This window comes from Methanospirillum hungatei, from assembly GCF_019263745.1.
GTDB classification, from domain to species: domain Archaea; phylum Halobacteriota; class Methanomicrobia; order Methanomicrobiales; family Methanospirillaceae; genus Methanospirillum; species Methanospirillum purgamenti.
In genome coordinates, this window is record NZ_CP077107.1 from 2,476,057 (window position 1) to 2,488,248 (window position 12,192).

Here is a 12,192-nt window from a genome sequence, read left to right on the forward strand (position 1 = left end):
TTGCTTTATTAATCCTCATCTATTTAATTTGGATCAGTTGTCCCTTCTTAGTATTTTCCTATTATTGGTTATCTTTTCTCCAGCATTAATTTAATAAGTGGAATAGCAACATCGGATTCTACATGATTATCTGAAAAATATGCAGTATTGGAAAATACGACAACTCCTATCCCCTTATCCCTCACAAATGCAATATCTGCCATGAAACGGTTCGTCTCTCCAGCTTTGAGATGTGTCCATGGATTGTCCTCTGTTTCAAACGTGTCCCAGAAGAGCGATTGCCAGAGTTTTACTCCATCTGTTGACCGGACTGTTCGAGGTTCATGTGACATGTTGACTGCGTTTAAAAGCCCATCTGGTGTATCGATGAAACCTAATTGAAGGGCCAGATACACAGCCATATCATCCGCATCTGAAATAATACCGGCAGTCGGTGACCAGAACTCGTTGTACCTGATGATCATACCTTCATCATTATCAGGGGCATATCCACGATATCCAGCAGCCGAGCGCTCCAAAAGATCCGTTCTCCATCCGGCAGCAGTATTGTTCATTCCCAGTGGACGAAGGATTCGTTCATCTACTAGTTCTGAAAAGGATTTGTTCTGTGTTCTTGCTACGATATCCCCCGCAATTGCTGTCCCGGCATTTGAGTACTCCCATGATTCACCTGGGCCTCGCTCTAATGTCAGGGTTGACAACCAGGTATATACATCATCTGCAGATATTTCTTCATATCCCCTAAAAGTGGATTCAGCCTGTGTTTCGATGGGATCAAATATATTCTGGTATCGGAAAAAATCGTCAGGTACATTGGGAAGTGCTGAAGTGTGGGTAGCAAGATCAGACAGGGTAATGTCTCTTCCGAGCCATGTAGGAACAGTCACTCCATTTGGTACATAGATCTGAATTGGCGCAGATAAATTTAGAATTCCCCGGATTTCTGCATCGGCGAGCAGCAGCCCGGTGAAGGTTTTTGAAACCGATCCAATCTCGAAGGTAGTATGGTTATCAGGGATTGCATTCGTGGTCCGGTTTGACAATCCGTACGTATAAAGTGCTGATCCGTTGCGATCTTCCAGGATGATGACCAGACAGGGATAAGTACCATTATTGACGAAAGGTTCTGCAACCAGGTCTACTTCTTCGGCGGAGAGAGTTGAAAAATTTCCTGGAGTTGTCATCCGCCATTCTTCCGGGCTCATGATTCCAACAACCGGAAAGCACACCTGCAGGAATGTCAGGATAAGAATGAGTGGTATTATGCCTTTGACATTTCCTGTTATTTTTCTCATTCGGTTTTCTCCTTTTTCCAGACAATATACGAATACACAACTAGATATATTGTCCCGATAATAACCGGGAGAAGGATAAAGAGATATGCGTACTCAGGGATGAAGACACCAAGCAGACAGAAAAGTGCAATGACAAGAAATACTCTGAATCCACGTTGATGAGTCTCATTCCATACGGTTTCACTCTCCATTGTCCATGGAGTCCTGATTCCTGCAAACCAGTTTGGTTTCACTCCTCGAATAAAGAATGCAATTCCACCCATCAGGATAGCAAAAAGAACTGAGATAAATTGATTCATAGGAATCTCAATACCGAGAGACCAGAGTATGGTGATGACAAATAACATAAAGCAAAAGATATTAATGAGGAAAATTAAGCCATCATGTGCTCCCTGAAACTCTTTATAATGTGCTTTTTTTGGATCATATCGGGGAACAAGAGCCATCATTAGTGTGATACCCACCATAAGGGCGGGAAGAAGAAAGAGACCTGGGATGAGAGGGGCTGTTCCATCAACATCACCATGGATATTCCAATGGGTTGGAATTTCATCTGGAAGGCTTGGGAAGAGGATTAAAGTAAGTAAGCAGGAAATTACGATGAGTAGTATTGAGAGAATTCGAAAGATATGCATAATGGTATTTATATTTTAGATGATAGGTTCTTTTCTTCTTTCATATTCTGATCGGAAAAGCACATACATGTATTCATCCAGAAATTCATCATTTTTAAAAATCGCTTTTTCCCGAATCGACTCTAAAGTAAAGCCGCATTTTTCAAGAACTCTTCTTGATGCCAGATTTGAATGAAAAACGCCGGCCTGAATTCTGATAATATCCTGATGTTCAAATGCGACTGGAATCAAGGCCAAGACTGCATCAGAAATGATTCCCTTGCCCTGATATTCCTTTGAAAGCCAGTATCCGATTTCTGAGGTTTTTCTATAAATATCATAAAGTTGATGAGTTCCAATTCCTCCAATTGCCATTCCGTCAACTTCTATTGCAAGAATGATTCCGTTTTCCTCCTTTGTTGCCATTGTGATAAACCGGTCTGCATCAATGTCGGTATAGGGGTACGGAAATCCATCCCGCATCCATTTTGCAATTTCTGGATTATTGGCATGGAACACCAGGGAAGGAATATCTGCATATGACCATTTGCGTAAAATACTGGAGGGTGTGATAATGTGCATAATGCTACTTCCTATAAATTGACATACGAATATACGTGATATTGCCAGGATTATTCCTGTTTTGTTTTGATGTTCACAGAGGTTTTTCTCCTTCTATTTCTAATATTGAACTGTGTTCATTAACTGGAATATGTTGTTCCAGGGAGATCTCTATGCTTTCTGAATATATATATGATAAAAAAATTCTCTTTCATTCAGGAATGTGGCAATTTTTTTGCTTTTTCTGCTGTATTCTGACGATAGTGCCAGGATCAGTTCTTGCCGCATCTGATGTTTTTGAAATTCCTTCACTCACCCCAGATACCGGATATGCCGGGTATTCATACCTTGTATCTATCACAGGTAACAACCTATCCGAGAATCACAGTGTGGGTTTTTCTCTTGATGACTCAGTGTTGAATACGACAAATCTGACCCGAACTGACTCGGCTCTTACGTTCCGGATCATCATCCCTTTTGATGCGAAACCAGGATTATACCAGATGAGCATCGCCTCACCGGATGGAACCGTTGAACGGTATAACCAGGTTTTCCATGTTCAGCCACCAGCAGCACCAAAAATTGAAAATATATCTCCATCAGTTGGAATGGCGGGAACCCTGGTGCCAGTGCAGATATCTGGAGCATATTTCCGGTCAGGAGGGCAAATTTTCCTGAACTATGGGGATCAACAGGTTAACCTTACCAATCAGTCTGTTACATATGACACGATCGATGGAACATTTCTCCTCCCGGTGAGTGCTAAACCGGGTGTATGGAATCTTTCTGTGATTAATCCTGACGGGCAATATAATGACCATACAGTAGCATTTACGGTTACCTCTCTGCCATCTCCGCAGATAATCGCAATAACTCCTGACCAGGGAGATATGGATACCTCAGTATTAGTAGCAATTACTGGTAGTAATTTCCTTCAGGGTGCCTCATTTACATTATCCCGAAAAGACCTGACAGTTTCCGGAACAGATGTCAGAGTGGATAACTCTCGTAGAATTGTTGGTTCTGTTCAGATTCCAGGGAAGTATCATGATGGTTTGTGGGATTTGTCTGTTACAAACCCGGATGGCCAATCATCTCACATGATGAATGCATACATGAGTGGTGAGCCGTATGCTCCATTCAGCCTGCACATTGCACCACTATGGGGGATTCAGGGAACTCAACGGACCGTCACCATCAGGGGTATGGCATTTTTAGATGGTGATACTGTCTCATTACAACGGGGAGAAAAAATAATATCTGCAAAAAATATCTCTGTAGTATCTGATACTCAGATAACCTGCATAATTCCGATTCCTGAAGATGCTGAACCTGGTGCATGGGATGTTGTAGTGACCAGCAGATATAATAAAAGCGACATACTCAGGTCCGGTTTTACAATATATAGTAGTACATCCTTGATTCTTGCTGGAATTGAACCAGGTACTGGTGAACAAGGACAATACCTTTCTGCAAAAATAATAGGTAATAATCTGGAGAATGGGTCAGTTATTACTCTTACGACTGAAGGAGATGATCCAATTATAAGCGAAGCTGCACAACTTGTAAAGCCTGATGAATTAAAAACCTGGCTCCACATACCATCTGAAGCGATGCCGGATCTTTGGGATCTCAATATGAAAACTCCATCCGGTAAAACTCTTTCAAAGCCAGACGCATTTAAAATTTTATATAATAATACTCCGGTTATCACTGCCATAAAGCCTGATCGTGCACCAGTTGGAACTGATGATCTCAAGATTGAAGTTTCTGGTAAAAATTTTGGAGATGGAGAATACCTTAACCTGAATCTTACGATGAATAGCACAACTATTCCCGTTGCAGGGGCGATCTCATATAAAGGAGATCTGATTACTGGTTATCTGAGTCTCCCGAATGGAACAGAACCAGGATGGTATGATCTTCAGGTAACACGTGATGCAGGCCGGGGAAAAACATCATTAAAATCAGAAATGTTCAGGGTTTTGTAACCTTTTCTCTCATTTCTTGTTCCTTTTTTCTATCTCCATGATGATCATTTACACATGAATCATAGTAAAAAACTATCCTGGACAATATATGTACATCTTAAGGTGGAAGCATGGATTGTGGTCTTTATATCATAACCGATGAGGTTCTTGCTCCTGGTTGTTCCCATATTCAGATTGCGAAAGAATCTCTTTCCGGTGGTGCTAAGATTGTTCAACTTCGGGATAAACGAAGGAGTGGGGCTGAATTGTTTGCCATCGCAAGTGTGATTCGGTCATTATGTACTGAGAATAATGCGAAATTTATCGTAAATGACCGGCTTGATATCGCCCTTGCAACGTGTGCTGACGGAGTCCATCTTGGACAGGATGATCTCCCGTTATCTGCTGCAAGAGCTCTTGCTCCTCGTCCGTTTATCATTGGTGTTTCTGTTGGTACAGTCGAAGAAGCTGTGATAGCAGAGAAGGGCGGAGCTGATTATCTGGGTGTTGGCCCAGTGTATCCTACCGGAACAAAGGCAGATGCAGGTCCAGCGGTAGGGACTGCACTTGTATCAAATATACGAGAAAAGACCACCATCCCTATTGTTGCTATCGGGGGAATTAATCTCTCCAACGCAAAAGATGTGCTTGCAGCCGGAGCAGACAGTATTGCTGTAATATCTGCTGTTATATGTAGTCCTGATATCGCAGCAGCATCCAGAAAATTTGTACGTCTTATTAATCCTCAGGATTGAAGATTTCGGAAATCATTTCACAGCGTGTTCAAAAATTAGATATAGTTCGAAAGAGAGGCAATAGGGACATGACTCTTGATGAAATTACCATTAGCAGGGCAATTATTTCAGATCACATGGAAACCCTCCTTGATTACATGGAGATGGATGTTGCCGTGGTGGGAGGTGGGCCATCCGGCCTTGTGTGTTCCGCCCTGATTGCAGAAAAAGGGTATAAGGTTGGCCTCATTGAAAAGAAACTCTCGATTGGTGGGGGCATGTGGGGAGGAGGCATGATGTTTCCCCGTATTGTTGTTCAAGAGGAAGCCAGACGTCTGCTTGATCGGTTTCACATAAATTATTCGGAGTTCTCATCTGGATATTATACTGCCAGATCGATTGAAGCTGTTTCAAAACTTACCGCCGCTGCATCAGATGCGGGAGTCGAATTTTTTAACCTGACAACTGTGGAAGATGTGATGGTTAAAGGAGATGGAGTGTTATCTGGACTGGTCATTAACTGGCAGCCGGTTGAAGCGACAGGTCTCCATGTTGATCCTCTCACCCTTGCATGTAAAATAACTGTAGATGCTACCGGGCATGATGCGGTTATTTCTCACCAGGTTGCAAAAAAATGTGGAAAACCAGAGATCAAAGGAGAAGGAACTATGTGGGCTGAGAATGCCGAGACTGCGGTTGTGTCTCATACGAAAGAAGTATTTCCAGGTCTGTATGTCTGTGGCATGGCAGCCAATGCAGTTCTGGGGGGTCATCGGATGGGTCCGGTTTTTGGTGGGATGTTGCTCTCTGGCGAAGCAGCTGCACTTCAGATTGTCAACCGGTTATAATCCGGTTCCATTCCCTTTTGGTTTATTCAAAGGATTTTCGTCCTCAAATATACAATCGATTTCAAAAACATAAGGTTTGATATCAATAACAGGGGATCCATCCAGTGCTTCAAGCCCGGTAACAATGATATTACCTCCTGATATATCCTCAATTTTACCTATCGACAGAGCTATCGGGTTCGGGCGTGCAGGTGATCGGATCGTAAAAACAGGTCTAGGCTCATCCCAGTCTGGTCTTTTTGCAAATAGAATATCCCGTTCAGCCCTGTCCATCCAGTATAATACCCAAATGTGGGATATTCCTTCCATAGATCCCAAACCTGAAATATATTGCTCATAGATCTCTATTTGCATTCTTTCTTCACAGGATCGTCCCTGACGAGGTGCTTGTCCTTTCCTATTAAATGGGGAGTGAATTATGCCAATTGGGTTTATTTCAATCATTATGTTCTCCTATTTTTGGGATTTCTGATTCCTGTTTTTTATATTTTTATTTACATTGTAGAATTGAGCAGATAGACCGAGATAGTCAGGATTGTAGCAAATAATGTCCAGCAAAGATATGGGATGAGAAGAATGACAGATTCACGTGATACCTTACTGAATGAGAGCATGGTTATTCCAATTAAGAGAATAAGTATCAAAATTACGATAACTCCCCCAAGGAGGGATTGCATTCCAAAAAATACAAGAGACCAAAGCAGATTCACTACCAGCTGTACAAGAAACCACATTGTTGCCGTCTTTACGGATGGTGAATCAATTCCATTCCGAAGAACAAACCACCATGCAGCACCCATAAGGATGTAAAGAATCGTCCATGCCGGACCGAATACCCAGCCTGGAGGAGTAAACCAAGGCTTGTTTAGTGTAAGATACCACCCGGTCACACTCGTCATAGTAAAAAATGATCCAATAAATCCAATTATTAGTGGAATGAAAATACAGAATACGAGAAGCAGGCTGATGGATAGCGAACGGTTTTTCATAACCATCTACTGTATATCTCTTGTATACATTGAACCTAGTGGTATCAATATACGAGTCAAGTCCGATACTTTCATTAAGTTTGGGAACATGTATTAAAGTCACTGGCAGGATTCTTTGAATTTATGTCACATTAACTAGTGCGAACCTAATTACCATAATCTTGATTATTCACTCTTGACAGGTTTTTCGTGATTTCTTTGCACTTTTTACCGGAGATGGTCAGATAACTGAGACAAGTACCGAAATAGGAGTTGAACCGACGATTGAATCCCAGGAACCTGCAGATGTAGAAACCATCAGAGTCAGACTCCCCAATAGTAGGAAAGGAGAACAGTTTGCGTATGCTGAACTGATGCTTGGCTCATTTCACATTCGTGTCAGATGTTCAGATGGGATAACTCGTCTTGGAAGAATCAAAGGCAAAATGAAACGGCGTGCCTGGATTCGTGAAGGGGATGTAATTATTATCACACCCTGGTCCTTTCAGGATGAAAAATGCGATATCTCTTACCGGTATACCCCTCCTCAGCGTGACTGGCTGAGGCGAAATAAGTATATCTGATATATTTTTGATTTTTCTTTTTTTATCGCTATTATAGTATGTTCTGATACGTTTTTATTATAAAGGTTTACATATCGACGTGATGTTTTCTGAATATGTGCTAAAGAGATGTTATTTTTCCGAGGTTTTACTTTTTGCACACAAGAATCATTCATAGAAATTATAATCAAGTGCTCTTCTCATCTGTTTCCAATAAATGCAGTTATATTTTTAGAACTGACACAAAGATATTAATCTTTTAAAAAAAGGATAAAAGCATGTCTCCACGGGTTATTGATCCTGTGCCTGCCCGGAGATACCGGGAGAAGGGTGGTAGAATCAGCATGGATAGAGCGCGTTATCTGGAGACGCTCCGCCATCATCCGATGAAAATCCCGTATCCTCACCCTGAACGAAAAGCCTGGAAAAAACGTTCTACTCCTGGTCCCTGGCATAATCCACATGGTCATCCTCATCAGGAAGAACTTGGTCCCCACACGAATCAGCCTGGACCAATCCGGTTTACAGTATCTATGACCCGGAGTGGGAAACGGGATTAAACAACTATTATCAGATTATACTCTCCTTTTCAAGTTTATACAGAGAAAATCATCCTGATTGCCAATATCATCAACATGCTGATGAAAAGGATAAGGAGTTTTCTTTCATCCATTTTTTTTCCGGTTCTAACCCCAAGTTGTACTGACGGTATCGAGGCACATACTAAAACTGCTGTGAAAAGGATGTTTACATATCCAATTGAATAAGGAAAGAGATTGGAAACATCAAATCCAAGAATTATATAGGAAAGAACGGTTCCAGATGCGATAAGAACCATGGAAGATAGTGAGATACCAATTGATCGATGAATGTTCATTCCAAGGAGCGATGTTAGTACAGGTGTCAGGATCACTCCTCCTCCTACTCCAAAAAGTCCGGCAGCAATACCAACACCAACTCCGAGAATAATAAAAGTAATGGTGGACTCTCTGATTTTGAAATTGAAAAAAAAACTACTCTGTTTTATAGCCATCCAGAGAGCCAAAAAGACAAGAAAACATGAAAATGCAATTACGTGAGCCTGATTTGAGATGAGGACTGACATCGTACTACCTAACATTGATCCAAAAATCCCTCCTATCCCAAGAATGATTGCAGGTTGAAACGAAAAGCAGGTATCTCGGTTATATTTGATCGTTCCAGTAAGTGCAGTGGGTAACATTACTGCTGCAGACGTTGCAACAGACATTGCCATTGCATATTCAGCATACCCAAGGTCAGAGAGTAGAAAAAACATGACTGGAACCATAATTACGCCACCTCCGATACCGAAAAGACCGGCAAGAAATCCCGCTACCAGTCCACAGAGTATTAGTATAATGAATATTGTTAGAAATACTTCCATTTTCGATATATATACTATCCATCGGAGGATTTATGTTGTTATCTGAGAAACATGGACGCAGATATGGCTGTGAATCCGGATGATAACCGGTTCGATGAGGGGATATCGTGCATAAAAGCCGGAAAGATAGATAGAGCAATTGAGATCTTTTCTGACCTGGTAGAAAAAGACGAACGGAATCATAGGGCTTGGAATGCGTATGGGGTAGCACTCTCACAGACGAATCAAAAAGATCGTGCAATACACTGTTTTGAGCATGCAATTTTACTTGATCCTGGAAATAAGGTGTATGAACGCAATTTATCCAGAATAAAAACCCCTCCGGCAAAGAGAACACTATCAAAAATGAAAGAACTTACTCCGAATAAAAGGGGGAGGTTGGGTGTGGTTGCAGGCATTGGTATAGTGATTCTTATTGTTCTCATTTGCCTCACGTATTTATCTCTATCTGGGATGATTCCATATCCTCTGCCAAAAGAAGGAGTTATATCTTCAACCGAGGCACCAATAGAGCCATCTCCTTCTCTTCCTACACCACGTGATAATATTTCCATAGCGCCGGAACCAGAACAAAAATCAGTCATACCTGAATTAAAGCCACAGCCTCCTTTAAAACCTGAAACCCGGATTCATTTTATTGATGTCAGTCAGGGAGATGCAGCACTTATTCAAAGTGATGGTAAAAATCTACTCATTGATGCAGGACCGGTTAATTCTGGTCAACGTCTTGTTGAATATTTGAAAAAGCAAAATGTCACGACTCTTGATATGGTTATTGCTTCACACCCGTATGATGACCACATTGGAGGGATGATTGATGTTCTTGATGCATTTGATGTGAAAAAATATGCTGATAATGGAGTTGTTCATTCATCTGATCTCTACAAAAAAGTAATTGCAGCAGTGATATCTGATCAGGCTGTCCGGATGATTGTAACCGCAGGAATGAAGATTCCTTTTACGAATAATACAATTATTGATGTGATTGGTCCATATCGGCTTACGGGACACCCTGATGAAGACTCCCTTGTTCTAAAGGTTTCTATCGGAAATATTTCACTGATACTCCCGGGAGATTCATCAGAAGTCAGAAGTAAGGCAACAATTTTAAAGCTACCAGACCATGGCTCCGATGATGCAATTGGCCCGCTTATGAATGTCAGACCACAGGTTTCAATTATTTCACTTGGTTCAGGCAATCCATTTGGTTATCCCCGTTCTGCAACTCTTGAAACAATTCAGGAAATTGGTTCACAGGTATACAGAACAGATGTGAACGGCTCGATCGTCTTTAAAACTGATGGTGAGAATTGGACTGCTCAAACGGTCCGATAACCTTTTAAATTTTTAAATCTACTCAATTCTATATTTTCCATCAGGGATCTTCATTAAAAATCTTGCTCCTTCTCCCTCACCTCCAACCTCCTGTATAGTAATTCCGGTTATAGCTAGAATTTCACGAGCTAGAAAAAGACCCAATCCTGTATTTTTTCCCACTTCTCTAGAAAAAATTGATTTTTTTAGTGAAAGTGGAATTCCAATTCCATCATCCTCAATAATCCAATCAACATATCCATCAGATTTTTTTTCCCAATAACTGGATATCCTGGTGACGGTCTGTCCATGCCTGATGGCATTCTCCATCAAATTGTATATAACTTTCAATAAAAGAGGATCTGCCAATACAAGAAGTCTGGATTCAGTATCATACTCAATCTTAACCTGTTTTGTGTTGATTAATGCTGCAGAACTTTTAACGATGGCCCTGATATCATGCCAAAGAGGTTCTTTTGATCCAAGATCCTGGTAGTCTCTGGTAAATTCTATATGATGTCGTATTGATCGTGCTGCAACCTGTGCTTTTTGTATGAAAATCCTAGCATCTTCTATGGAAGTTTCAGTCCCTGCAAACTCCAGGTATCCGGTGAGTGCTGTAAGAACGTTTAAAATATCATGCCTGGTTATTGAAGAGAGCATATTGAGTTTTTTGTTTGCTGTAACAAGAGCTTCTTCCACCCTTTTTTTATCAGTAATGTCATGAATTATCGAATAGAGAAGTTGTTTGTTCTCAATTTTTATCGGCCCGCTGTGGACTTCAACCTCCCTGATTTCTCCTGAAGCAAGACGGTGTCTGAAATAAAAAAAATTGCGTTCTTCTTTTCGTGCCTTATCCATTTCATTGAAGATATCCTCTTCACTCAGACAATTAATGCTGGTAACTTTCAATTGAATTAATTCTTCACGAGTATATCCGTAATATTCACACGCTGCGGGATTAGCATCCATTATCTGCCCGTTATTTGGATCAATAATCAGCATCACTGAGTGATTATTTGAAAAAATACTTCGATATTTTTCTTCACTTGTTTTTAAAGCACATTCGGAGATCGTCTGTTCGGTTAAGTCCTGTATCTGGACCAGATATCCCCCGGTAATGTTTATATCTGAATGATCGAGAGGAGTTATCTGTACCTTTATATACATCTCCCCGGTTTTAGATGTGTTGTAGAGTTTCTTCTTTTTCACCAGATCAAAATCAAATGATCTGGTATATTCAATCTTTTCTCCGTTTTTAAGTCTTTTTAAAACCTCTTTTGGAATATTCGGATCCTGAAAAAGATCAAACAAAAAAATCTCGGTTTGACTTTCTATTCCAAAAAGATCCAGGCAGGCATTATTCACTTGTAGCAGTTTTCCTTCGGAGTTGTATATTTCAATAGCAATTGGTGACTGGGTAAATATTTCGTGAAATATTACTTCTGCCTGCTTGGATTTTATCAGAGGAACCAGTTTTTCTGATATTTGGTGGAACAAATCCTTTGGTGTATCACTTTTTTCAAAATATAAGTCTGCACCGCTGTTCAGTGCATCTATGATAATCTGTTCCTTTCCTTTTCCCGTCAGAATCACGAAAGGAATCCGGTTTCCTTTACATCTGACAGACCGAAGAAATGCAAGCCCGTCTGACCCTGGCATTGCATAATCTGAAATAATTGCATCAAAATGCGTTTTCTTGAGGAGTTGCTGTGAATTTTTCACAGACTCAGATGTAGTTACTTTAAAAGAACCAGTTTTTTCCAGAAATGCTTTCGCAATTGAACAGATCTCCGGATCATCATCTATGAACAACACTGAATAAACCATACACACCAACCCTGCAGTATCGTACCATTACTGGATGATCAAGTATGAAACCTTATCTTCTTAGCAGGCAATGAAACTGCTGTGAATGAT

The 12,192-nt window shown here is 40.8% G+C and carries 13 protein-coding genes; 6 read left to right on the top strand and 7 right to left on the bottom strand.

Features of this window, described 5'->3' with window-relative positions; translation table 11 throughout:
- Positions 1-68: 68 nt before the first annotated feature.
- The 3 genes from KSK55_RS12105 to KSK55_RS12115 are packed head-to-tail and all read right to left on the bottom strand — an operon-like array spanning position 69 to position 2,491.
- Positions 69-1,295, bottom strand: a complete 1,227-nt coding sequence (locus tag KSK55_RS12105) for a serine hydrolase domain-containing protein (protein ID WP_218607049.1) — start codon at positions 1,293-1,295, stop codon at positions 69-71.
- Positions 1,292-1,930: an SdpI family protein gene (locus KSK55_RS12110; RefSeq protein WP_218607050.1), complete on the bottom strand. Its 639-nt coding sequence runs from the start codon at positions 1,928-1,930 to the stop codon at positions 1,292-1,294. Before KSK55_RS12110 ends, KSK55_RS12105 begins: the two co-directional genes overlap by 4 nt.
- Positions 1,931-1,945: 15 nt before the next feature.
- The gene (locus KSK55_RS12115; RefSeq protein ID WP_218607051.1) at positions 1,946-2,491 is read right to left on the bottom strand and encodes a GNAT family N-acetyltransferase; all 546 of its coding nucleotides are present in this window, start codon (positions 2,489-2,491) and stop codon (positions 1,946-1,948) included.
- Between the two features lie 152 nt (positions 2,492-2,643).
- Between KSK55_RS12115 and KSK55_RS12120 the strand changes: the two genes are divergently transcribed.
- From KSK55_RS12120 to KSK55_RS12130, 3 genes are all read left to right on the top strand, one after another.
- The gene (locus KSK55_RS12120; protein WP_218607052.1) at positions 2,644-4,461 is read left to right on the top strand and encodes a hypothetical protein; all 1,818 of its coding nucleotides are present in this window, start codon (positions 2,644-2,646) and stop codon (positions 4,459-4,461) included.
- Between the two features lie 110 nt (positions 4,462-4,571).
- On the top strand, positions 4,572-5,195 hold the full coding sequence (thiE, locus tag KSK55_RS12125; RefSeq protein ID WP_218607053.1) for a thiamine phosphate synthase: 624 nt from the start codon (positions 4,572-4,574) through the stop codon (positions 5,193-5,195).
- Between the two features lie 68 nt (positions 5,196-5,263).
- Complete coding sequence (locus KSK55_RS12130) at positions 5,264-6,022, top strand: sulfide-dependent adenosine diphosphate thiazole synthase (RefSeq protein ID WP_218607054.1); 759 nt, start codon at positions 5,264-5,266, stop codon at positions 6,020-6,022.
- On the opposite strand, the gene tsaA is transcribed toward KSK55_RS12130, so the two are convergent.
- Positions 6,017-6,466: a tRNA (N6-threonylcarbamoyladenosine(37)-N6)-methyltransferase TrmO gene (gene tsaA, locus KSK55_RS12135; protein WP_218607055.1), complete on the bottom strand. Its 450-nt coding sequence runs from the start codon at positions 6,464-6,466 to the stop codon at positions 6,017-6,019. The two genes, KSK55_RS12130 and tsaA, sit on opposite strands and share 6 nt — an antisense overlap.
- Positions 6,467-6,516: 50 nt before the next feature.
- Complete coding sequence (locus KSK55_RS12140; protein ID WP_218607056.1) at positions 6,517-7,011, bottom strand: TspO/MBR family protein; 495 nt, start codon at positions 7,009-7,011, stop codon at positions 6,517-6,519.
- Positions 7,012-7,256: 245 nt separating this feature from the next.
- Here KSK55_RS12140 and eif1A point away from each other — a divergent pair, with 245 nt between their 5' ends.
- Together eif1A and KSK55_RS12150 are read left to right on the top strand one after the other, a co-directional pair.
- Positions 7,257-7,574, top strand: coding sequence for a translation initiation factor eIF-1A (eif1A, locus tag KSK55_RS12145; RefSeq protein ID WP_214421421.1), 318 nt, complete (start codon positions 7,257-7,259; stop codon positions 7,572-7,574).
- Between the two features lie 257 nt (positions 7,575-7,831).
- Positions 7,832-8,113 (top strand): hypothetical protein, encoded by a 282-nt coding sequence (locus KSK55_RS12150; RefSeq protein ID WP_214419367.1) that lies wholly within the window; start codon positions 7,832-7,834, stop codon positions 8,111-8,113.
- A gap of 35 nt (positions 8,114-8,148) precedes the next feature.
- Here KSK55_RS12150 and KSK55_RS12155 read toward each other — a convergent pair whose 3' ends face one another.
- Entirely contained in the window at positions 8,149-8,958 is an 810-nt protein-coding gene (locus tag KSK55_RS12155) for a sulfite exporter TauE/SafE family protein (protein WP_218607057.1), read from the bottom strand.
- A 51-nt stretch (positions 8,959-9,009) separates the two neighbouring features.
- Between KSK55_RS12155 and KSK55_RS12160 the strand changes: the two genes are divergently transcribed.
- Positions 9,010-10,293, top strand: coding sequence for an MBL fold metallo-hydrolase (locus KSK55_RS12160; protein ID WP_218607058.1), 1,284 nt, complete (start codon positions 9,010-9,012; stop codon positions 10,291-10,293).
- 18 nt (positions 10,294-10,311) lie between these two features.
- Here the strand turns inward: KSK55_RS12160 and KSK55_RS12165 are convergent, their stop codons facing one another.
- Entirely contained in the window at positions 10,312-12,102 is a 1,791-nt protein-coding gene (locus KSK55_RS12165) for a PAS domain S-box protein (RefSeq protein ID WP_218607059.1), read from the bottom strand.
- Positions 12,103-12,192 lie beyond the last annotated feature (90 nt).

Excerpts from the sequence above, each read along its gene's own strand:
- KSK55_RS12120 (WP_218607052.1), top strand. The coding sequence starts at position 2,644 with ATGCTTTCTGAATATATATATGATAAAAAAATTCTCTTTCATTCAGGA.
- KSK55_RS12130 (WP_218607054.1), top strand. The coding sequence starts at position 5,264 with ATGACTCTTGATGAAATTACCATTAGCAGGGCAATTATTTCAGATCAC.
- KSK55_RS12110 (WP_218607050.1), bottom strand. The coding sequence starts at position 1,930 with ATGCATATCTTTCGAATTCTCTCAATACTACTCATCGTAATTTCCTGC.
- KSK55_RS12140 (WP_218607056.1), bottom strand. The coding sequence starts at position 7,011 with ATGAAAAACCGTTCGCTATCCATCAGCCTGCTTCTCGTATTCTGTATT.
- KSK55_RS12165 (WP_218607059.1), bottom strand. The coding sequence starts at position 12,102 with ATGGTTTATTCAGTGTTGTTCATAGATGATGATCCGGAGATCTGTTCA.
- KSK55_RS12150 (WP_214419367.1), top strand. The coding sequence starts at position 7,832 with ATGTCTCCACGGGTTATTGATCCTGTGCCTGCCCGGAGATACCGGGAG.
- KSK55_RS12105 (WP_218607049.1), bottom strand. The coding sequence starts at position 1,295 with ATGAGAAAAATAACAGGAAATGTCAAAGGCATAATACCACTCATTCTT.
- KSK55_RS12160 (WP_218607058.1), top strand. The coding sequence starts at position 9,010 with ATGGACGCAGATATGGCTGTGAATCCGGATGATAACCGGTTCGATGAG.
- KSK55_RS12155 (WP_218607057.1), bottom strand. The coding sequence starts at position 8,958 with ATGGAAGTATTTCTAACAATATTCATTATACTAATACTCTGTGGACTG.
- thiE (WP_218607053.1), top strand. The coding sequence starts at position 4,572 with ATGGATTGTGGTCTTTATATCATAACCGATGAGGTTCTTGCTCCTGGT.
- tsaA (WP_218607055.1), bottom strand. The coding sequence starts at position 6,466 with ATGATTGAAATAAACCCAATTGGCATAATTCACTCCCCATTTAATAGG.
- KSK55_RS12115 (WP_218607051.1), bottom strand. The coding sequence starts at position 2,491 with ATGCACATTATCACACCCTCCAGTATTTTACGCAAATGGTCATATGCA.